We start from the raw sequence: 22,298 nt of genomic DNA, 5'->3' as shown, positions 1-22,298 counted from the left end.
GAAAGGCAGAAGACCATGTCAGAACAGACCACCGCCACGCCCGCCTTCAAGCCCAAGAAGTCCGTCGCCCTGTCCGGCACCGCCGCCGGCAACACCGCGCTGTGCACCGTCGGCCGCAGCGGCAACGACCTGCATTACCGCGGCTACGACATCCTGGACCTGGCCAACACCAGCGAGTTCGAGGAAATCGCCCACCTGCTGGTGCACGGCAAGCTGCCGAACCAGGCCGAGCTGCGCGCCTACAAGGCCAAGCTCAAGGCGCTGCGCGGCATCCCTGCCGCGGTCAAGGCCGCGCTCGAGGAGCTGCCGCCGTCGGCGCACCCGATGGACGTGATGCGCACCGGCGTGTCGGTGCTGGGCTGCGTGTCGCCGGAGAAGGACGACCACAACCACCCGGGCGCGCGCGACATCGCCGACAAGCTGATGGCCTGCCTCGGCTCGATGCTGCTGTACTGGTACCACTGGAGCCACAACGGCCGCGCCATCGACGTGGAGACCGACGACGACTCCATCGGCGGGCACTTCCTGCACCTGCTGCACGGCGAGCAGCCGCGCGAATCGTGGGTCAAGGCGATGCACACCTCGCTGATCCTGTACGCAGAACACGAGTTCAACGCCTCCACCTTCGCCTGCCGCGTCATCGCCGGCACCGGCAGCGACATGTACAGCGCCATCACCGGCGGCATCGGCGCGCTGCGCGGGCCCAAGCACGGCGGCGCCAACGAAGTCGCGTTCGAGGTGCAGAAGCGCTACGAGACGCCGGACGAGGCCGAGGCCGACATCAAGGTGCGGGTGGAGCGCAAGGAAGTGGTGATCGGTTTCGGCCACCCGGTCTATACCGTGTCCGATCCGCGCAACAAGGTGATCAAGGAGGTCGCGCGCGAGCTGTCAGCCGAGCAGCAGAACATGAAGATGTACGACATCGCCGAGCGCCTGGAAACGGTGATGTGGGACATCAAGAAGATGTTCCCGAACCTGGACTGGTTCAGCGCCGTCAGCTACCACATGATGGGCGTGCCGACCGCCATGTTCACCCCGCTGTTCGTGATCGCGCGCACCGCCGGCTGGAGCGCGCACATCATCGAGCAGCGCATCGACGGCAAGATCATCCGTCCCAGCGCCAACTACACCGGTCCGGAAGACCAGGCCTTCGTGCCGCTGGACCAGCGCGCGTAAGCCGCGCATCGCGTCTTCCGCGTGCGGAAGACCAGGCCCCTCTCCCGCACGCGGGGGAAGGGCCGGGCGAGGGGAAGCGGCTGGCGCGTACGCCCGGCTTCGTGCGGGTGGACGAAGATCGACAGGCAACGCCAGGGTTCCCCTCCGCCCTTCGGGCACCTTCCCCCGCAGGCGGGGAGGGCAGCCTTCGGATTCTCCGGGGTGCGGCGGCTCGGCGCAGCCGCCAGCCCACCCGCCACGACAGCAAGCCCAGACCCTCACAGGCCCGCCATGAACACCGATCACCGCAAGCAACTCCCCGGCACCGCGCTGGACTACTTCGACGCCCGCGAGGCGGTCGATGCCATCGCCCCCGGCGCCTACGCCACCCTGCCGTACACCTCGCGCGTGCTGGCCGAGAACCTGGTGCGCCGCTGCGATCCGGCCGCGCTCGGCGATTCGCTCAGGCAGCTGATCGAGCGCCGCCGCGACCTGGATTTCCCGTGGTTCCCGGCGCGCGTGGTGTGCCACGACATCCTCGGCCAGACAGCGCTGGTGGACCTGGCCGGCCTGCGTGACGCCATCGCCGAAAAGGGCGGCGACCCGGCCAAGGTCAACCCGGTGGTGCCGGTGCAGCTGATCGTCGACCACTCGCTGGCGGTGGAGTGCGGCGGCTACGACCCGGACGCGTTCGCCAAGAACCGCGCCATCGAGGACCGCCGCAACGAGGACCGCTTCCACTTCATCGACTGGACCAAGCAGGCGTTCCAGAACGTGGACGTGATCCCGCCGGGCAACGGCATCATGCACCAGATCAACCTGGAGAAGATGTCGCCGGTGGTCTACGTGCAGGATGGGGTAGCGTTCCCGGACACCTGCGTCGGCACCGATTCGCACACCCCGCACGTGGACGCACTGGGCGTGATCGCCATCGGCGTCGGCGGCCTGGAGGCGGAGAACGTGATGCTCGGCCGCGCCTCGTGGATGCGCCTGCCGGACATCGTCGGTGTCGAACTGAGTGGCAGGCCGCAGCCGGGCATCACCGCCACCGACGTGGTGCTGGCGCTGACCGAATTCCTGCGCAAGGAGCGCGTGGTCGGCGCCTACCTTGAGTTCTTCGGCGAGGGTGCCGCGGCGCTGACCATCGGTGACCGCGCCACCATCTCCAACATGTGTCCGGAGTACGGCGCCACCGCGGCAATGTTCTATATCGACCAGCAGACCATCGATTACCTGCGCCTGACCGGCCGCGAGGAATCGCAGGTGGCGCTGGTGGAAAACTACGCGCGCACCACGGGGCTGTGGGCTGACGCGCTGGCCACCGCGCAGTACGAGCGCGTGCTGCGTTTCGACCTGTCCACGGTGGTGCGCAACATGGCCGGCCCGAGCAACCCGCACCGGCGCCTGCCGGTGTCCGAGCTGGCCGAGCGCGGCATCGCCGACGAAGCCAAGCTGGAAAGCGGCAGGGGCGAGGAAGCCCGGGGCCTGATGCCCGACGGCGCGGTGATCATCGCCGCCATCACCAGCTGCACCAATACCTCCAACCCGCGCAATGTGATCGCCGCCGGCCTGCTGGCGCGCAACGCCAACGCGCGCGGGCTGGTGCGCAAGCCGTGGGTGAAGTCGTCGCTGGCGCCCGGTTCCAAGGCGGTGCAGCTGTACCTGGAAGAGGCCGGCCTGCTGCCCGAGCTGGAAAAGCTGGGCTTCGGCATCGTCGCCTTCGCCTGCACCACCTGCAACGGCATGAGCGGTGCGCTGGATCCGGCGATCCAGCAGGAGATCATCGACCGCGACCTCTACGCCACCGCCGTGCTGTCGGGCAACCGCAATTTCGACGGCCGCATCCATCCCTACGCCAAGCAGGCGTTCCTGGCCTCGCCGCCGCTGGTGATCGCCTACGCCATCGCCGGTACCGTGCGCTTCGACATCGAGAAGGACGTGCTGGGCATCGACGCCGACGGCAACGAAGTGCGGCTGAAGGACATCTGGCCGTCGGACGCCGAGATCGACGCGGTGGTCAAGGCCGCGGTCAAGCCGGAACAGTTCCGCAGCGTCTACAACCCGATGTTCAACGTGCGCGTCGAGCATGGCGCGCCGGTCAGCCCGCTGTATGACTGGCGCCCGCGCAGCACCTACATCCGCCGCCCGCCGTACTGGGAGGGCGCGCTGGCCGGCGAGCGCACGCTGCGCGGCATGCGCCCGCTGGCGGTGCTGCCGGACAACATCACCACCGACCACCTGTCGCCGTCCAACGCGATCCTGCCGTCCAGCGCCGCCGGCGAGTACCTGGCGAAGATGGGCCTGCCGGAAGAGGACTTCAATTCCTACGCCACCCACCGCGGCGACCACCTCACCGCGCAGCGCGCCACCTTCGCCAACCCCAAGCTCTACAACGAGATGGTGCGCAACGCCGACGGCAGCGTGCAGCAGGGCTCGCTGGCGCGGGTGGAGCCGGAAGGCAAGGTCATGCGCATGTGGGAAGCGATCGAGACCTACATGGCGCGCAAGCAGCCGCTGATCATCATCGCCGGTGCCGACTACGGCCAGGGCAGCTCGCGCGACTGGGCGGCCAAGGGCGTGCGCCTGGCCGGCGTGGAAGCGATCGTCGCCGAGGGCTTCGAGCGCATCCACCGCACCAACCTGATCGGCATGGGCGTGCTGCCGCTGGAGTTCAAGCCGGGCACCGACCGCAACACCCTGGGCATCGACGGCACCGAGACCTTCGACGTGGCCGGGCAGCGTACCCCGCGCGCCGACCTGACCCTGCTGATCCACCGCCGCGACGGCAGCACTGTCGAGGTGCCGGTGACCTGCCGCCTGGACAGCGACGAGGAAGTGGCCATCTACGAGGCCGGCGGCGTGCTGCAGCGCTTCGCCCAGGATTTCCTGGAAGGCGCCCGGGTGGCCTGATACCCCCGACGGCCCGGCAACGGGCCGTCTTTCATCGCAAGGAACCGTTCCATGGCATTTCTCCCGCAACTCCGCATTCCCGCCACCTACATGCGTGGCGGCACCAGCAAGGGCGTGTTCTTCCGCCTGCAGGACCTGCCGGAAGCGGCGCAGGTGCCCGGCCCGGCGCGCGACGCGCTGCTGATGCGCGTGATTGGTTCGCCCGACCCGTACGGCAAGCAGACCGACGGCATGGGCGGGGCGACGTCGAGCACCAGCAAGTGCGTGATCATCGCCCCGGCCTCGGTGCCGGACCACGATGTCGACTACCTGTACGGCCAGGTCTCCATCGACAGCGCGTTCGTCGACTGGTCGGGCAACTGCGGCAACCTCAGCACCGCGGTGGGGCCGTTCGCCATCGCCAACGGTTTCGTCCCGGCCGCGCGCATCCCGCGCGACGGCACCGTGGCGGTGCGGGTGTGGCAGGCCAACATCGGCAAGACCATCATCGTGCACGTGCCGGTGCGCGACGGGCAGGTGCAGGAAACCGGCGATTTCGAACTGGATGGCGTCACCTTCCCGGCGGCGGAGATCGTGCTGGAGTTCATCGATCCGTCCGACGACGAAGGCGAGGGCGGTTCCATGTTCCCGACCGGCAATCTCGTCGATGAGCTCGACGTGCCCGGCGTCGGCACATTCCGCGCCACGCTGATCACCGCTGGCATTCCCACCGTGTTCGTCGAGGCCGCCGCGCTGGGCTACGACGGCACCGAACTGCAGCCGGCGATCAATGAGGACAAGGCGGCGCTGGTCCGGCTGGAGGCCATCCGCGTGGCCGCCGCGCTGCGCATGGGCCTGATCCGGACGCCGGAAGAAGCGGCCACCCGCCAGCACACGCCCAAGGTCGCCTTCGTCGCGCCGGCCAGGGACTACGTCGCTTCCAGTGGCAAGCACATCGCCGCCGCCGACATCGACCTCAACGTGCGCGCCCTGTCGATGGGCAAGCTGCACCACGCGATGATGGGCACCGCCTCGGTCGCCATCGCCACCGCCGCGGCCGTGCCGGGCACGCTGGTGAACCTGGCCGCCGGCGGCGGGCAGCGCGAGGCGGTGCGCTTCGGCCACCCCTCCGGCACCCTGCGGGTGGGCGCCGCGGTGGCCCGGGTCGACGGCCAGTGGACGGTGACCAAGGCGGTGATGTCGCGCTCGGCGCGGGTGCTGATGGAGGGCGCGGTACGCGTGCCCGGCGACACGTTCTGAAAGGTCCGGGCGCAGCCGGCACGCCACCGCAGGCGTGCCGTCGCGCACACGAGGGGTTCCCGGGCGGCGGCTATACTCGCCGCGTCTGCAGGAGAACGCCATGGGCAACAGGAAGTGGAAGCACATGCGCTGGGGCGCCGCCGCGCTGGTGGCGCTGGCGATGCTGGTCGGCTGCAAGCGCAACGAGACCGGGCAGCTGCCCGGCGCCAGCGGCGAGGCGATCCAGGCCAAGCGTGACGAGGTCAAGGGCTTCGCCCTGGTGCGCGTGTGGCCCGACCAGAAGGGCGGCGACGGGCTGTCGCTGGCGGTGGAGTTCTCGCAGCCGCTGGTCGGCACCCAGGACTTCGACAAGCTGCTGCGCTTCGAGGAAAAGGTCGGCACCGAGGACAGCAGCTGGTCACTGTCCGATGACGGCAAGACCCTGCGCTACCCTTACGTCGAGGCGGCCAAGGATTACACCCTGGTCGTCTCGGCCGACCTGCTCGCCGCCGACGGCAGCCGCCTGGGCCGCGAAGTGCGCCAGCAGGTGTTCACCGGCGAACTGAAGCCGGCCGCCGGCTTCGCCTCGCAGGGCAGCGTGCTGCCGGCGCGCGAGAGCCGCGGCCTGCCGGTGGTGTCGGTCAACGTGCCGGAAGTGGACGTCGAATTCCTGCGCGTGGGCGAGAAGAACCTGCCCAGCTTCTTCAGCCAGTACCAGCGCGGCGGCCGTCGCGGCAGCTGGGAGCTGGACAGCGACTACGGCGAGCACACGCCGATCTCGCAGCTGGCCGAGCCGGTCTACCTGAACCGCTTCGTGCTCGGCGGCAAGCCCAACGAACGGGTGCTGACCTACCTGCCGATCCAGGAGATCCGCGAGCTGCAGCAGCCGGGCCTGTACTTCGCGGTGATGAAGCGCGCCGGCAGTTTCGAGGGCGAGTACGACACCGCCTTCTTCACCGTCAGCGACATCGGCCTGCACACCCGCGCCTACAAGGAGCAGCTGTTCGTGCACACCGCCTCGCTGGCCTCCGGCGCGCCGCTGAAGAAGGTCGAGCTGCGGGTGCTCGACGGCAAGGGCGAGACCATCCTCAAGGGCCAGACCGACGCCAACGGCAACGCGCTGCTCAACTACACCCTGGACGCCGCGCACGTGCTGGTGGCCAGCAGCGGTGCCGACACCACGATGCTGCCGTTCAACCAGCCGGCGCTGGACCTGAGCGAGTTCGCCGTGGCCGGGCGCCAGAACGCATGGTTCGACGTGTTCGCCTGGTCCGGCCGCGACCTGTACCGCCCCGGCGAGACGGTGCGCGTGTCGGCGCTGCTGCGCGACAACGACGGCAAGCCGGTGACCGCGCCGGACAAGGGCGCGCAACCGGTGTTCCTACGGCTCAAGCAGCCCGACGGCAAGGTGTTCCGCGAAACCCGCCTGCAGCCGGGCGCGCAGGGCTATTTCAGTTTCGAGCAGGCGATCCCGGCCGAGGCGCCCACCGGCCGCTGGCAGGTCGAGTTCCGTACCGACCCGGCCAGCAAGGAGGCCGTGCAGGGTCTGACCCTGCGCATCGAGGAATTCCTGCCCGAGCGCATGAAGCTGGACCTGGACAGCGCACAGAAGACGCTCAAACCGGGCGAACCGCTGAAGCTGCAGGCCGACGCCGCGTACCTGTACGGCGCGCCGGCCGACGGCAACCGCTTCACCGCCCGGCTGGCGGTGGCGGTGGAGCAGCACCCGCTGGAATCGATGCCGGGCTGGTTCTTCGGCGACCCGACCGTGAGCCTGCCGCGCGACGCCAGCGACGTGATCGACACCACCCTGCCCAGCGACGGCCGGCTGCGCCAGGACATCGCCCTGCCGGACGAGGTCGGCAAGGGTACGCCGGTGGCGGCGCTGGTCTCGGCCAGCGTCTACGAGACCGGCGGCCGCACCGTCACCCGCACCCTCAAGCGCGTGCTGTGGCCGGCACCGGCGCTGGTCGCGGTGCGCCCGCTGTTCAGCGACACCGATGGCGCCGACGCCAACGCCAACGCGCGTTTCGAGCTGCAGCGCGTGGATGCCGACGGCAAGCCGCAGCCGGCCAAGGGGCTCAAGGTCACCCTGGTGCGCGAACTGCGCGACTACCACTGGACCTTCACCGACAACCGCTGGGACTACGATTTCACACGCCGCTTCGAGAACAAGGAAACCCGCACCCTCGATGTCGGCGCCACCGCCGCCCGGTTCGACTTCCCGGTGGAGTGGGGCGAATACCGGGTGGACGTGTTCGACCCGGCCACCGGGCTGACCATGCGCTACCCGTTCCGTGCCGGCTGGAGCTGGAACGACGACAACCGCGGGCTCGACGCGCGCCCGGACAAGGTCAAGCTGGCCCTGGACAAGACCGGCTACAAGGCCGGCGACACGCTGAAGGTGACCCTGACCCCGCCGCATGCCGGGCGGGGCGTGCTGATGGTCGAAAGCGACCGCATGCTGTACGTGCAGGACATCGAGGCCAAGCCGGGCAGCACCTTCGAGATTCCGGTCACCCAGGACTGGGAGCGGCACGACGTCTACGTCACCGCGCTGGTGTTCCGCGGTGGCAGCGCGTCCAGCAAGATCACCCCGGCGCGCGCCGTGGGCGTGGCGCACGTGCCGATGGACCGCCGTGACCGCCGCATCGCGGTGGGCCTGGTGGCGCCGAAGCAGATGCGCCCCGAACAGCCGATGACGGTCACCGTCAGCGCGCCGGAGCTGGCCGGCAAGCCGGCGCACGTCACCGTCTCGGCGGTGGACGTGGGCATCCTCAACATCACCCGCTTCGCGGTGCCCGACGCCAACGCGCATTTCTTCGCGCAGCGCCGCCTGGGGGTGGACGCCTACGACATCTACGGGCGGGTGATCGAGAGCTTCGAGGGCAACAGCGGCAAGCTCAAGTTCGGCGGCGACATGGCGCTGCAGGCGCTGCCGCAGGCGCGGCGCCCGACCGCGCGGGTGCAGACCGTGGACCTGTTCTCCGGCCCGGTCGCGCTCGACGCGAAGGGCAACGCCCGCATCACCCTGCCGGTGCCGGATTTCAACGGCACGCTGCGGGTGTCGGCGCTGGTGTATTCGGACACGCGCTACGGCAACCGCGACGTGGAAACGGTGGTGCGCGCGCCGATCCTGGCCGAGGCCAGCATGCCGCGGGTCATGGCCCCCGGCGACCGCAGCACGGTGACCCTGGACGTGCAGAACTTCACCGGCAAGCCCGGCGAGTTCACGGTGCGGGTGGACGGCGAGGGCCCGCTGGCGATCGGCGAGGCCGCGCGCCGGCTGCAGCTGGCCGCCGACGCCAAGCAGACCCTGAGCTTCCCGCTCAGCGCGCAGGAGGGCTACACCGTGGCCAAGGTGCGGGTACGGGTGGACGGCAACGGCTTCAAGGTCGACCGCCGCTACGACCTGCCGGTGCGCGCGGCCTGGCCGCAGGTGCTGCGCGCGCAGACCCGCACGCTCGACCCGCTGGCGCCGGTCACCCTGGACAGCGCCTTCGCCGGCGGGCTGATGGCCGGTTCGGTCAGTGCGCGCATGCTGGTCAGCCCGCTGCCGCCGATCCCGTTCGCCTCGGCCCTGCAGGGCGCGCTGAACTACCCCTACGGCTGCGCCGAACAGACCACCAGCAAGGGCTATGCGGCACTGCTGCTGGACCAGGCCACCTCGGCCATGCTCGGCGCCGACGGGCTGGACGCCAAGGCCCGCCGCGAGCGCATGGAAGGCGCGTTCGGGCGACTGGCCTCGATGCAGGTGGCCAACGGCAACTTCTCGATGTGGGGCAGCGACGACTACGTCAACCCGGCGCTGACCCCGTACATCGCCGAGTTCCTGCTCGACGCCAAGGATGCCGGCTTCGCGGTGCCGGACAACGTGCTGCAGAAGGCATTGAACCGGATCAGCGAGGACCTGCTCAGCGGCGGCAACCAGTTCTACGGCCAGGACCGCCGCGAGGCACTGAAGTTCGCCAACCAGGCGTATTCCGGCTACGTGCTGGCGCGGGTCAACCGCGCCCCGCTGGGCACGCTGCGCGCGCTGTACGACAACGAGCGCGGCAAGGCGGTGACCGGGTTGTCGCTGGTACACCTGGGCGTGGCGCTGTCGCTGCAGGGCGACAGCAAGCGCGGCCAGGCCGCCATCGCCGCCGGCTTCGGCATGGCCGGCAAGGACCGCCCGGCGTATTTCGGCGACTACGGCAGCCCGCTGCGCGACGACGCGCTGATGATCGCGCTGCTGCACGAGCGTGGCCTGGCCAAGCCCGGGTACGACGCACGCGCGGTCAGCCTGGGCCGCGAACTGGACGCGCGCCGCAACGCCGGCTGGCTGTGGCTGAGCACCCAGGAGCAGGTGGCGCTGGCGCGGCTGGGCAAGGCGCTGATGGCCGACCAGAAGAAGCTGGTCTCCGGTGAACTGGCGGTGGGCCAGGCGCGCGAAGCCATCGACGCGCGCAAGCTGTTCGCGCGGGTGTTCGACGCCACGCAGCTGGCGCAGGGCGTGCGCTTCACCCCGCAGGGCCAGGCGCCGATGTTCGCCAGCCTGGAAGTGGCCGGCATTCCGCGGCAGGCGCCGGCGCCGGACAACAGCGTGATCGGCATCGAGCGCGCCTGGTTCACCACCGACGGCAAGCCGTGGACCCCGCGGCCGCTGAAGGAAGGCGAGGCGCTGATCGTGCGCCTGAGCGTCACCGCCAACACCGCCATGCCCGACGCGCTGCTGACCGACCTGCTGCCGGCCGGCCTGGAGATCGAGAACTTCAACCTCGGCGACGCCAGGCAGTGGGCCGACGTGGTGGTGGACGGCATCCAGATCAACGACCGTGGCGGTGCGGCCGATGCCAAGCACGAGGAGTTCCGCGACGACCGCTACGTGGCCGCGCTGAACCTGTCGCGCGGCAGCACCGCGCGGGTGTTCTACCTGGTGCGCGCGGTCACCCCGGGCACCTACACCGTGCCGCCGCCGCTGGCCGAGGACATGTACCGTCCCGAGCTGCGCGGCGTGGGCCGGTCCAACCCGACCACGATCACCGTCGTGCAGCCATGACGATCACCGCGGGCACGTGCCACTGCGCGTGCCCGCGCGGCAATGAATGGATGATGGATGGCGAGCGCCGCACCCCGCACTCCGGTACCTCCCGCTCCCGCGCCCGCCGCGGGCGCGGGCGTCGAACGCGGCACTGATCCGGCGATGCGGCCGCCGCGCGGGCGCTTGCGGCGCCTGCTGCCATGGCTGCGCTGGGGCACGGTGGCGCTGTTGTCGCTGCTGCTGGTGCTGGATATCGCCTTCCCGCCGCCGCTGCCGGCCGCACGCGACACCGGTACCCTGGTCGTCGCCCGCGACGGCACGCCGCTGCGCGCCTTCGCCGATGCGCAGGGCGTGTGGCGCTACCCGGCCGATGCGAAGACCGTCTCGCCGCTGTACCTGCAGGCACTGCTGACCTACGAGGACCGCTGGTTCCGCCGGCACCCCGGCATCAATCCGTGGGCGCTGCTGCGCGCCGGCGGGCAGATGCTGGCCGAGCGCCGCATCGTCTCCGGCGGCTCCACCCTGACCATGCAGGTGGCGCGCATCCTCGACCCGCACACGCGCACGCCCTGGGGCAAGGCCAAGCAGTTGCTGCGCGCGCTGCAGCTGGAGGCGCACCTGGACAAGGCGCAGATCCTGGACCTGTACCTGGAGCGCGCGCCTTACGGCGGCACCATCGAAGGCGTGGAAGCGGCCAGCTGGGCCTACCTGGGCAAGCCGGCGGCGCGGCTGTCGCATGCCGAAGCCGCGCTGTTGGCGGTGCTGCCGCAGTCGCCGAGCCGGCTGCGCCCGGACCGCCACCCCGAGGCCGCGCGCCGCGCCCGCGACAAGGTGCTGGCGCGCATGGCCGAGCTGGGCGCCTGGTCGGACGAAGCGGTGGCCGATGCGCGCATCGAGCCAGTGGTCGCACGCTCGCTGCAGCAGCCGCTGCACGCGGCCTTGCTGGCGCAGCGGCTGCGCAGTGCGCAACCGCGCGCGGCGCACATCCAGACCACCCTGGACAGCGGTCTGCAGCGCACCCTGGAAGAGCGCGTGGCCGCGTATTTCTCGCAGTTGCCCGAGCGCACCTCCGCCGCGCTGCTGGTAATGGACAACGCCACCCTGGAAGCGCGCGCCTACGTCGGTTCGGTGGCGTTCGCCGACAAGGCGCGGCTGGGCCACGTGGACATGGTGCAGGCCTGGCGCTCGCCCGGCTCCACGCTCAAGCCGTTCCTGTACGGCATGGCGCTGGACGACGGGCTGATCCATTCCGAAAGCCTGCTGGTCGATGCGCCGCAGAGCTTCGGCGGCTACCGCCCCGGCAACTTCGACGCCGCGTTCAACGGCCCGGTCGGCGCGGCCACCGCGCTGCGGCTGTCGCTGAACGTACCGGCGGTGGACCTGCTCGACCGCGTCGGCCCGTCGCGCTTCGCCGCGCGGCTGGGCAACGCCGGCATCAAGTTGCGCTTCCCGCACGGGGTGCAGCCCAACCTGGCGCTGATCCTGGGCGGCACCGGCGCGCGCCTGGAGGACCTGGTCGGCGCCTTCGCCGCGCTCAACCGCCAGGGCATCGCCGGGCGCGTGCGCTACACCCCCGACGACCCGCGCATCGAACGCCGGCTGGTGTCGCCGGGCGCGGCGTGGATCGTGCGCGACATCCTGCAGTCCAACCCGCGCCCCGGCTACGGGCTGGGCACCTTCGACACCGGCAGCCGCCCGCCGGTGGCGTGGAAGACCGGCACCAGCTATGGCTACCGCGACGCCTGGGCGATCGGCAGCACCCGCCGCTACACCGTCGGCGTGTGGGTGGGGCGCCCGGACGGTACGCCGTTGCCCGGCCAGTACGGCGCGGTCACCGCGCTGCCGCTGATGTTCGAAGTGATCGACAGCCTGCCGCGCCAGCCCGGCGACAGCGACACGCCGCCGATGCCGGCCAGCGTTGGCGAGGTGGCGGTGTGCTGGCCGCTGGGCCTGGCCGCCACCGACACGCCGCCGGCGCTGTGCCAGCGGCGGCTCGACGCGCTGGCGCTGGATGGCACCGTGCCGCCGACCTTCGCCGAGCGCGATGCGCGGCTGTGGCAGTCCGGGCAAGTGCGCTTCGAGGTGGATGCGCGCAGCGGCCAGCGCCTGTCGGCCGGCTGCGAGGGCCACCCGCAGCGGCAGGCGCGCGAAGTCGCGCGCTGGCCGGCGCTGGCATCGCCGTGGCTGTCGCAGGCGCAGCGCCAGGCGCAGCAGCTGCCGCCGCTGGCGCCGGACTGCCCCGACGACGGCCGCGGCAAGGATGCCGCCCTGCACATCGACGGACTCACCGACCGCGCCACCGTGGCGCGCGCGCCGGGCGCGGCGCACGGCCCGCGCCTGCAGATACGGGCGATCGGCAGCGAAACCACGGTGCAGTGGCTGCTGGACGGGCGCTGGATCGCGCAGACCGAAGGCGCGCGCGCGTTCGTGCGCGACTTCGATGAGCCGGGCGAGCACAGCCTCACCGCACTGGCCGCGGACGGTGCCTGGACCCGCATCCGCTTCCGCGTGGCGCACTGAGCGGTGCGCGATGTGCCCGCGTAGGTGCGAGGCTTGCCTCGCACGCCCTTCGTGACCGATATCGGGAAGGCCCCCGTGCCGGGCAAGCCCGGCACCTACGATGCCCTCGGCCGCTCCGGCGTCCAGATGCCATTGGACGATCCAAGAAAGGCCCTGCGGTGCCATTGCGCTCCATGGCTGGCCGCCGATGGCGCCTGCAGGTCCCTCCGCCCGGCGCGCGGCACGTTGCGCGATGTGCCCGCGTAGGTGCGAGGCTTGCCTCGCACGCTCTTCGTGACCGATATCGGGAAGGCCCCTGTGCCGGGCAAGCCCGGCACCTACGATGCCCTCGGCCGCTACGGCACCTACGATGCCATCGCACAGTCCAAGGGAGGCCCTACGGTGCCATTGGACGATCCAGCCACGGCATGTGCTTCATGGTTGGCCGCCGCGGCGCCCGCCGCCGGCGCCTGCAGGCCCCTCCGCCCGGCGCGCGGCACGTTGCGCGATGTGCCCACGTAGGTGCGAGGCTTGCCTCGCACGCTCTTCCGCGCAAAGCGCCAGGGCGCGTTTCGCCGCGGTTACTCGCCGATCCAGCCGTCGAGCAGGTCGGCGAAGTCGTCGGCGTGTTCTTCTTCCTGCGCCAGGATCTGCTCGAGGATGCGCTTGGTGGTGGTGTCCTTGTCGCCGACGAAGTTGATCATCTCGCGGTAACTGTCGATGGCGATGCGCTCGGCGATCAGGTTCTCGCGCACCATGTCGCGCAGGTTGCCGCCTTCCTTGTACTCGGCGTGGGCGCGGGCGGTGAGGGTGTCCGGGTTGAAGTCCGGCTCGCCGCCCAGCTGCACGATGCGCTCGGCCAGCATGCCGGCGTGCGCCTGCTCCTGCTGCGCGTGCTCCAGGAATTCGGCCTTCACCGCATCGGCGAGCATGCCCTTGGCCATGTAGTAGTGGCGGTAATAACGCAGCACGCACACCCATTCGGTGGCCAGGGCGTCGTTGAGCAGCTTGATCACCATCTTGCGGTCGGCGGCATAGGTCGGGGTGATCGCGCCGTCCTCGATGCTCTTGCGCGCGTTGGCGCGCAGGGTCTTGCGGTCGCTGATGCCGCTGGCCGGGACGGTCATGGCTTTCTTGCTGGCGGGCTGCTTGCTCATGGCGGGCGTGCTCCTTGGTGGAAGGGAATCGCTACTCCGGAAGGTGGGCCAGTACGTACTCGGCGGAGGACACCTCGAAATTGCCGGGTTCCTCCACGTGCACGGCGCGCACGATGCCGTTGTCCACGTACAGCGCGAAACGGCGCGAACGCATGCCCATGCCCGATCCGCTGGCGTCCATTTCCAGGCCCAGGGCGCGGGTGAGGTCGCCATTGCCGTCGGACAGCATCAGCAGCCCGTCCGGCACCGACTGCGCCTTGCCCCAGGCCTGCATCACGAACGGGTCGTTCACCGCCATGCAGAACACGTCGATGCCGCGGCTGCGGAACTGCTCGAAGCGCTCGATGTAGCCGGGCAGGTGGCGCGCCGAGCAGGTCGGGGTGAACGCACCGGGCACCGCGAACAGCACCGCCTTGCGGCCATCGAACAGCGCCTGCGTGTCGATGGTTTCCATGCCCTCGCGGATGCGCTTGAGGGTCACTTCCGGGATGCGGTCGCCGACGTGGATGGTCATGGGCTTCTCCAGAGTCTGAATCGAAGTTTAGTGAGTGGGGGTTGAGGGCCGCGTCAACGGCTTGAAAGCGCGGCCTTCACGCAGCATTTCCCGTGCATGGGCGCAGGGCGCCATTCCGGCCGCCCGCCCGCATCCCTGCAGGAGGAGATGATGAGCATCGTACGTTACCGCCAGTGGCCGACCCAGTCCGATATCCGCCATCTGCTCGCCCCGTTGCTGGACATGCCCGGCGACGCCGCACCGGCCGGTAGCTGGGTGCCGGCCGTGGACATCCGCGAACAGGACACGCAGTTCGTGCTGCACGCCGACCTGCCGGGCGTGGATCCGGCCTCGATCGAGGTGCAGATGGACAAGGGCGTGCTGTCGATCAAGGGCGAGCGCCGCGCGCCGGCGCCGGTGGAAGGCCCGCACTTCTCGCGCATCGAACGCCGCCACGGCACGTTCGAACGCCGCTTTGCGCTGCCCGACAGCGCCGACGCCGAAGGCATCGTCGCCAGCAGCCGTGACGGCGTGCTGGAAATCCGTATCCCCAAGCGCGCCGAAGCCGCGCCGCGCCGCATCCAGGTGGCCAGCGCCGGCGGCACCGCGTAAGCACGCGCCGCGCACACATCGGCACCGCCGTGGCCCGCTAGAATGGCGCCACGGCGGCAGCCGAACCCGTATCGGCCCGTTCGCCGCAAGGCGGCGGGCCCGACTCTTTCCGAAAGGGTGTCTGGATGGAATTCAAGGATTACTACGCGACATTGGGCGTGGAGCCCACGGCCGGCGATGCCGAAATCAAGACCGCCTACCGGCGGCTGGCGCGCAAGTACCACCCGGACGTGAGCAAGGAAGCCGGCGCCGAGGAGAAGTTCAAGGCCGTCAACGAAGCCTACGAGGCGCTGCGCGACCCGGCCAAGCGCCAGGCCTACGACCAGCTGCGCGCCCAGGGCTACCGGCCCGGCGAGGAGTTCCACGCGCCGCCCAACTTCGGCGGCGGCCAGGGCTTCGACTTCGAGGAAGTGTTCGGCGGCGCCGGTGCCGGCGGCGGATTCAGCGATTTCTTCGAAAGCCTGTTCGCGCGCCAGCGCGGGGGCGGCCGTGCGCGTGGCGGATTCGACGGTTTCGGTGGCAACGCCGGGCCGCAGCCCACGCGCGATACCCGCGCCAAGCTGTCGGTGCCGCTGGAGGCGGCCTACAACGGCGACACGCTGCGCATCAACGTCGATGGCCGCCAGCTGGACGTGCGCGTGCCCAAGGGCATCCGCCCCGGGCAGGTGATCCGCCTGGCCGGGCAGGGCAGCGGTGGCGGCAACCTGATGCTGGAAGTGGAATACGCCGCCCACCCGCAGTTCGAGGTGGACGGCCGCAACATCCTTTACACCCTGCAGGTCACCCCCTGGCAGGCGGCGCTGGGCACCAGCATCAGCGTGCCGACCCTGGGCGGTGCGGTGGAGCTGAAGGTGCCGGCCGACTCGGACAGCGGCCGCAAGCTGCGCCTGCGCGGCCGCGGGCTGCCGGGCAAGCCCGACGGTGACCAGATCGTGGAGCTGGAAGTGATCGCCCCGGTGGCGACCAACGAGGCCCAGCAGAAGGCCTACCGCGCGCTGGCCAAGGCCTTCGGCGAGAAAATCTGACGTATCGCCAGCGGCAGGCGCGGCCCGTGAGGGCGCCCCTGTGGCGGTATCAGGCCGGGGCCACGGCCCCGTAGGTGTGGGGCTCGCCCCACACGGGGCCTTGCCGGGGAACGCCGCATGCGGGGCAAGCCCCGCATCTACAGGTAAGCGTGCGGTGCATGCCCGCATCCACAGCACGCGGAGCAAGCCTCGTATCGCGCATGCGGAGCGAGGCCCCCATCCACTGGTCAGGTTTCGTGAACGTCGCCGCCTGGCCGTATCAGGTCGGGGCCACGGCGTCGTAGGTGTGGGGCTTGCTCCACACGGGGCCTTGCCGGGGGAAGCCGCATGCGGGGCAAGCCCCGCATCTACAGGGGCAGCGTGCGATGCAAGCCCACATTCACAGCATGCGGGGCAAGCCTCGTATCTAGCATGCGGAGCGAGGCCCGCATCCACAGAGCAGGTTTCGGGAACGTCGCCGCCTGGCAGTATCAGGTCGGGGCCACGGCGTCGTAGGTGTGGGGCTTGCCCCACACGGGGCCTTGCCGGGGGAAGCCGCATGCGGGGCAAGCCCCGCATCTACAGGGGCAGCGTGCGATGCAAGCCCACATTCACAGCATGCGGGGCGAGCCGCCCCATCCACAGATCAGGCTTCTGGCGCGTCGCCGCCGCCTTCGAACACCCGCGCGATCACCTCGGACAGCTCGTCTTCCGAAAACGGTTTGGTGATGTAGGCCTTGGCGCCCTGGCGCATGCCCCACAGGCGGTCGGTGTCCTGGTCCTTGGTGGTCACCAGCACCACCGGGATGTGCGCGGTACTGGCCTCGCGCTTGAGCGTGCGCGTGGCCTGGAAACCGTTGAGGTTGGGCATCACCACGTCCATCAGCACCAGGTCGGGCAGCACCGACTTGGCCGCTTCCACGCCGGCGGCGCCGTCGGTGGCGGTGAAGGTTTCATGCCCCAGTTTTTCGACGATGCGCTGGATGCCGAGCAGCTGCGACGGCGAATCGTCCACGATCAGAATACGCGCCACGTTCTTCCCCAAGATGATGTCGCGGCCATAGTGTCGTGCCCGCTGCGATGCGAAGCAACCCGCCACGCCGCGCGCGGCGCCGCATTCAGTCGATCCGCACAAGCGTGCGCCCGAACGAGCCGCCGCCCAGCATGGTGGCGAACACCTCCGGCAACCCGTCCAGGCCCACCTCGCGGGTGCAGATGGTGTCCAGGTGGCGGGGCTTCCAGTCGTCGCCCAGGTGCTGCCACACCTGTTCGCGGATGTCGCGCGCGGTGCCGGCCGAGGCCACCCCCAGCAGCGACACGCCGCGGATGATGAACGGCATCACCGTCATGTCCAGTTCCGCGCTGGCGGCCAGCCCGGCCGAGGCAACGTTGCCGTAGGGCGCGGTCTGCGCCAGCAGGCTGGTGAGCATGGCGCCGCCGACATTGTCCAGGCCGCCGCCGAAGCGCGCCGATTCCATTGGCCGGGTGGTGGCCAGCGCCTCGCGGCCCAGCACCTGGGTGGCACCGAGCGTGGTGAGGTAGTCCCTGGCTTCGGCCTTGCCGCTGATGGCGTGCACCTCGAAGCCGGCGCGGCTGAAGATATCCACCGCCAGCGAGCCGACCCCGCCGGTGGCGCCGGTCACCGCCAGCGGGCCGTGCGCCGGGGTCTGCCGGTTGTCGGTCATGCGCAGCAGGGCCAGCGCGGCGGTGAACCCGGCCGTGCCCAGCACCATGGCCTCGCGCAGGCTCAGCCCGGCCGGCAGCGGGATGGCCCACTTCGACTCCAGCCGCACATGCTGGCTGTAGCCGCCGTCGCGGGTTTCGCTCAGCCCGCAGCCGGTGGCCAGCACCGCATCGCCCTCGCGGAAGGCCGGGTCGCGGGAGGCCACTACCTCGCCGGCCACGTCGATGCCGCCCACCAGCGGGAACCGGCGCAGGATCTTGCCCTGGCCGGTGCCGGCCAGCGCGTCCTTGTAGTTGACCGAGGACCAGCGGGCGCGCACCACCACCTCGCCCGGGCTCAGCTGGTCCAGGGCGACCTGCTCCAGCCCGGCGCGGTAGCCGGCGTCGTCGTTGTGGATGCGGAAGGCGGTGAACGGGGCGGGGGCGGACATGGCATGGCCTGCGGCGGAACGGGAGACAACCAAGATAGCGGTTGCGAAACGTCAGGTCTGCCCCATCTAGTAGAATCCGGATTCGATTGACCACGGCCAGGACTGCGGGAACGCCCCGCGGACAGGCCCTGACAGATGGAGCATGCATGGCCTGGAACACACCTGGCGGCAACGATAGTGGCGGCCCCGCCGACAACCGGCGCGGATCGCGCTCGCCGCGCGGCGGCAATGGCGGCGGCGGATGGGGCGGATTGCCCGGCCCGCTGCGCGACCTGTTCGACGGCGGCATCTGGCGCTGGGTACTGCTGGGCGTGGCGCTGCTGGTGCTGCTGTCCAGCTTCCAGCTGATCGGCGAACAGCAGCGCGGCGTGGTGCTGCGCTTCGGCCAGTTCTCGCGCATCCTGCAGCCGGGCCCGAACTTCAAGCTGCCGTGGCCGATCGAATCGGTGGTCAAGGTCAACGCCACCCAGATCAAGACCTTCAGCAGCAACGTGCCGGTGCTCACCCGCGACGAGAACATCGTCAACGTGGCGCTGAACGTGCAGTACCGCGTGGACGACCCGCGCCTGTACCAGTTCGGCACCATCGACGCCGACCAGGTGCTGGAGCAGTCGGCGCAGAGCGCGGTGCGCGAGCAGGTGGGCCGTGCCGACCTCAACACCGTGCTCAACAACCGCGGCCCGCTGGCCGTGGCCGCCGAACAGCGCCTGGAAGCCTCGCTCAAGGCCTACCGCACCGGCCTGGTGGTCACCGGCCTGACCCTGCCCGACGCGCGCCCGCCGGAAGAAGTGAAGCCGGCCTTCGACGAGGTCAACGGCGCCCAGCAGGTCAAGGAACGGCTGATCAACGAAGCCCAGGCCTACGCCGCCAAGGTGGTGCCCGAAGCGCGCGGCCAGGCCTCGCGCGCGCGCACCACCGCCGAAGGCTACAAGCAGGCCATCGTGGCCCGCGCCGAAGGTGACGCGCGCCGCTTCACCCTGCTGCAGGCCGAATACAAGAACGCCCCGGAAGTCACCCGCAAGCGCCTGTGGCTGGAAACCGTGCAGGACGTGCTGGCCGAGAACCGCAAGGTCATCGGCGGCGACGGCCGCCAGCTGATCTACGTGCCGATGCCGGCCGACGCCGGCAAGACCGCCAACGCCCCGCAACTGACCCCGGAAATGGCGGTGCCGGCGCTGCCGGCCGCCACCGACAGCATTCGCAACGCGGACCGTTCCGGTTCGCGCTCGGCAAACCGTGAGGAGGCCGGCCGATGAAGAATTCCCTTGTGATCGGCCTGCTGGTCGCCGTGCTGCTGGGCCTGCTGGGCTCGGTGTACGTGGTGCGCGAAGACCAGACCGCCATGGTGCTCAACCTGGGCAAGGTGGTGCGCTCGGACATCAAGCCCGGCCTGCACTTCAAGGTGCCGCTGGTGGAAACGGTGCGCGTGTTCGACCGCCGCTTCCAGGTCCTGGACACCGCCCCGGCGCGCTACTTCACCGCCGAGCAGAAGGACGTGAGCGTCGACTTCTTCGCCATCGGCTACATCTCCGACGTGCGCGCCTACTACCGCGCCACCGGCGGCGACGGCAAGGTGGCCAACGCCCGCCTGGCGCCGATCATCACCGACTCGCTGCGCAACCAGATCAACGCCCGCACCCTGCAGCAGCTGGTGTCCGGCGACCGCGGCGAGCTCATTGCCGGGCAGCTGCAGGGCATCAACGAGGCGGTCAAGACGCTGGGCATGCAGATCATCGACCTGCGCATCAAGCAGATCGACCTGCCCACCGACAGCCAGGTGATCACCGACGTCTACGAGCGCATGCGCGCCCAGCGCAAGCAGGAAGCGGCCAAGCTGCGCGCCGAAGGCGAGGAGCAGTCGCTCACCATCCGCGCCCAGGCCGACCGCGAAAGCACCGTGCTGGTGGCCGAAGCCGAGCGCGACGCCCAGCAGCTGCGCGGCGAGGGCGACGCCCAGGCCGCCGCCATCTACGGCAAGGCCGGCTCGGCCGACCCGGCGTTCTACGCCTTCTACCGCAGCCTGGAGGCCTACCGCGCCTCCATGACCGACGGCAACGGCGTGATCGTGCTGGACAAGAACGACCCGTTCCTGCAGTACCTCAAGAACGACCGCTGAGCCCAGGCCCGCGCCGCCCCGCCGCTCTCCCGCCGGGAGAGGGCAGGGGCCGGGCCCTTACAGGACACAGGAAGCCGCGGCCGCGGCGCTGCACTGCAATGCACCCCCGGCCGCGGTGTTCCCCCGCCTCGCCATCCCCATGCAAGACCTCTTCTCCGCGCTCTGCCTGGTCGCCATCCTCGAAGGCCTGCTCCTGTTCGCCGCGCCGCTGGCGTGGAAGCGCATGGCCGCGCGCCTTCTGGAACTGCCCGCCGCGGCCCTGCGCCAGTCTGGCGCGGTGCTGCTGGCCATCGGCCTGGCCGCGCTGTGGTGGCTGCGTCACTGAACCGCGGCCGGCCGCCCGCCCCGGCCGGGGCCGGCGGGGGTGGTAGCCGTCAGGCAAAACCCGGATAATCCAGAAAAGCCGGCCGGGGCACTCCCGTTCGGCTTTTTCCGTGTAAGGCCCTGGCGTTTGCCCGGCACTCCCCGATGGAGCGCCACCCCGGCAGGCCCGCCGGCCCCGCGCGGTCCCGTCCGCGGCCCCGATGGCCGCAGCCAACTCAGGAGTTCACCCGCCATGGGTCAATCAGTTGTTGTTCTCGGCGCCCAGTGGGGCGATGAAGGCAAGGGCAAGATCGTCGATCTGCTCACCGAGGAAATCGGTGCCGTCGTGCGTTTCCAGGGCGGCCACAACGCCGGCCACACCCTGGTCATCAACGGTAAGAAGACCGTCCTGCACCTGATTCCATCCGGCATCCTGCGCGACGACGCGCTGTGCCTGATCGGCAACGGCGTGGTGATTTCCCCGGCCGCGCTGCGCAAGGAAATCGAAGAGCTGGAAACGGCCGGCGTGGAAGTGCGCTCGCGCCTGAAGATTTCCCCGGCCGCGCCGCTGATCATGCCGTACCACATTGCCCTGGACCAGGCGCGCGAAAAGGCCGCCGGCGGCAAGGCCATCGGCACCACCGGACGCGGCATTGGCCCGGCCTATGAAGACAAGGTGGCGCGCCGCGGCATCCGCATCGCCGACCTGCACTACCCGGAACAGCTGGCCGAAAAGCTGCGCACCGCGCTGGACTACCACAACTTCGTGCTCACCAAGTACCTGGGCGTGGAGCCGGTGGATTTCGACAGCGTCTACGCCGAAGCGCTGGCCTTTGGCGAATACGTCGAGCCGATGAAGAGTGACGTGGCCGGCATCTGCCATGACCTGCGCAAGCAGGGCAAGCGCGTGCTGTTCGAAGGCGCGCAGGGCGCGCTGCTGGACATCGACCACGGCACCTACCCGTACGTCACCAGCTCCAACACCACCGTGGGCGGCGCGCTGGCCGGCGCCGGCGTGGGCGCCGACGCCATCGACTACGTGCTGGGCATCGCCAAGGCCTACGCTACCCGCGTGGGCGGCGGCCCGTTCCCGACCGAACTGGACGACGAAATCGGCCAAGGCATCCGCGACCGCGGCGCCGAGTACGGCGCCTCCACCGGCCGCCCGCGCCGCTGCGGCTGGATGGACATCGTTGCGCTCAAGCGCGCCGTGGCCATCAACGGCATCACCGGCCTGTGCATCACCAAGCTGGACGTGCTGGACGGCATGGAAAAGCTCAAGGTGTGCATTGCCTACGAATACCGCGGCAAGCGCACCGAATACGCCCCGCTGGACGCGCAGGGCTGGGAAGAGTGCACCCCGGTGTACCTAGAATTCCCGGGCTGGAGCGAGAACACCCACGGCATCACCGAGTGGGACCAGCTGCCGCCCGCCGCCCGCGCCTACCTGCGCGCGCTGGAAGAACTGGCCGGCTGCCCGATCAGCATCGTCTCCACCGGTCCGGACCGCGACCACACCATGGTGTTGCAGGATCCGTGGGGTTGAGGCGTTAGCCCCGTAGGAGCTAGGTCACTAGCTCCGAAATGATGATGTTTAACCAAGAAGCCCCGCATTTGCGGGGCTTCTTGTTGCTGCTTCTTAAAAAAATAATGGAGCGGTCCTTTGGCGCCGACTTGGAGGCTTTCATTTGCCA

At 70.2% G+C, this 22,298-nt stretch carries 15 protein-coding genes; 11 read left to right on the top strand and 4 right to left on the bottom strand.

Annotated features, from left to right (window positions below; all coding sequences use genetic code 11):
• The first annotated feature begins 15 nt into the window (after positions 1–15).
• The 5 genes from prpC to pbpC all read left to right on the top strand — a co-directional run bounded on the left by prpC (position 16) and on the right by pbpC (position 12,826).
• Entirely contained in the window at positions 16–1,176 is a 1,161-nt protein-coding gene (prpC, locus tag MKP15_RS06320) for a 2-methylcitrate synthase (protein WP_240212143.1), read from the top strand.
• Positions 1,177–1,446: 270 nt separating this feature from the next.
• Positions 1,447–4,065, top strand: coding sequence for a Fe/S-dependent 2-methylisocitrate dehydratase AcnD (gene acnD / locus MKP15_RS06315; RefSeq protein WP_240212142.1), 2,619 nt, complete (start codon positions 1,447–1,449; stop codon positions 4,063–4,065).
• A 51-nt stretch (positions 4,066–4,116) separates the two neighbouring features.
• Entirely contained in the window at positions 4,117–5,304 is a 1,188-nt protein-coding gene (prpF, locus tag MKP15_RS06310) for a 2-methylaconitate cis-trans isomerase PrpF (protein ID WP_240212141.1), read from the top strand.
• 124 nt (positions 5,305–5,428) lie between these two features.
• The gene (locus tag MKP15_RS06305) at positions 5,429–10,324 is read left to right on the top strand and encodes an alpha-2-macroglobulin (RefSeq protein WP_240212305.1); all 4,896 of its coding nucleotides are present in this window, start codon (positions 5,429–5,431) and stop codon (positions 10,322–10,324) included.
• 144 nt (positions 10,325–10,468) lie between these two features.
• The gene (gene pbpC / locus MKP15_RS06300) at positions 10,469–12,826 is read left to right on the top strand and encodes a penicillin-binding protein 1C (protein ID WP_240212140.1); all 2,358 of its coding nucleotides are present in this window, start codon (positions 10,469–10,471) and stop codon (positions 12,824–12,826) included.
• A 560-nt stretch (positions 12,827–13,386) separates the two neighbouring features.
• Here the strand turns inward: pbpC and MKP15_RS06295 are convergent.
• Together MKP15_RS06295 and MKP15_RS06290 are read right to left on the bottom strand one after the other, a co-directional pair.
• On the bottom strand, positions 13,387–13,962 hold the full coding sequence (locus MKP15_RS06295; protein ID WP_054667040.1) for a ferritin-like domain-containing protein: 576 nt from the start codon (positions 13,960–13,962) through the stop codon (positions 13,387–13,389).
• 31 nt (positions 13,963–13,993) lie between these two features.
• Positions 13,994–14,476: a peroxiredoxin gene (locus MKP15_RS06290; RefSeq protein WP_054667038.1), complete on the bottom strand. Its 483-nt coding sequence runs from the start codon at positions 14,474–14,476 to the stop codon at positions 13,994–13,996.
• Positions 14,477–14,626: 150 nt separating this feature from the next.
• Here MKP15_RS06290 and MKP15_RS06285 point away from each other — a divergent pair, with 150 nt between their 5' ends.
• Positions 14,627–15,067 (top strand): Hsp20/alpha crystallin family protein, encoded by a 441-nt coding sequence (locus MKP15_RS06285; RefSeq protein WP_240212139.1) that lies wholly within the window; start codon positions 14,627–14,629, stop codon positions 15,065–15,067.
• A 125-nt stretch (positions 15,068–15,192) separates the two neighbouring features.
• The gene (locus MKP15_RS06280) at positions 15,193–16,092 is read left to right on the top strand and encodes a DnaJ C-terminal domain-containing protein (RefSeq protein ID WP_104939291.1); all 900 of its coding nucleotides are present in this window, start codon (positions 15,193–15,195) and stop codon (positions 16,090–16,092) included.
• 625 nt (positions 16,093–16,717) lie between these two features.
• On the opposite strand, the gene pilH is transcribed toward MKP15_RS06280, so the two are convergent.
• The gene (gene pilH, locus MKP15_RS06275) at positions 16,718–17,104 is read right to left on the bottom strand and encodes a twitching motility response regulator PilH (RefSeq protein WP_054668738.1); all 387 of its coding nucleotides are present in this window, start codon (positions 17,102–17,104) and stop codon (positions 16,718–16,720) included.
• A gap of 85 nt (positions 17,105–17,189) precedes the next feature.
• Entirely contained in the window at positions 17,190–18,185 is a 996-nt protein-coding gene (locus MKP15_RS06270; protein ID WP_240212138.1) for a YhdH/YhfP family quinone oxidoreductase, read from the bottom strand.
• 146 nt (positions 18,186–18,331) lie between these two features.
• Between MKP15_RS06270 and hflK the strand changes: the two genes are divergently transcribed.
• The 4 genes from hflK (at position 18,332) to MKP15_RS06250 (ending at position 22,150) form a co-directional block, all read left to right on the top strand.
• Complete coding sequence (gene hflK / locus MKP15_RS06265; protein ID WP_104939290.1) at positions 18,332–19,441, top strand: FtsH protease activity modulator HflK; 1,110 nt, start codon at positions 18,332–18,334, stop codon at positions 19,439–19,441.
• Positions 19,438–20,301, top strand: a complete 864-nt coding sequence (locus tag MKP15_RS06260; RefSeq protein ID WP_056931328.1) for a protease modulator HflC — start codon at positions 19,438–19,440, stop codon at positions 20,299–20,301. Before hflK ends, MKP15_RS06260 begins: the two co-directional genes overlap by 4 nt.
• A 139-nt stretch (positions 20,302–20,440) precedes the next feature.
• The gene (locus MKP15_RS06255; RefSeq protein ID WP_240212137.1) at positions 20,441–20,626 is read left to right on the top strand and encodes a DUF2065 family protein; all 186 of its coding nucleotides are present in this window, start codon (positions 20,441–20,443) and stop codon (positions 20,624–20,626) included.
• Positions 20,627–20,857: 231 nt separating this feature from the next.
• Positions 20,858–22,150: an adenylosuccinate synthase gene (locus MKP15_RS06250; RefSeq protein WP_056931330.1), complete on the top strand. Its 1,293-nt coding sequence runs from the start codon at positions 20,858–20,860 to the stop codon at positions 22,148–22,150.
• The last annotated feature ends 148 nt before the right edge of the window (positions 22,151–22,298 follow it).

It is taken from the genome of Stenotrophomonas sp. Y6, from assembly GCF_022436665.1.
GTDB classification, from domain to species: domain Bacteria; phylum Pseudomonadota; class Gammaproteobacteria; order Xanthomonadales; family Xanthomonadaceae; genus Stenotrophomonas; species Stenotrophomonas acidaminiphila_A.
The sequence above is the reverse complement of the archived record's forward strand: the minus strand, read 5'-3'. Positions and strand labels throughout refer to the sequence as shown.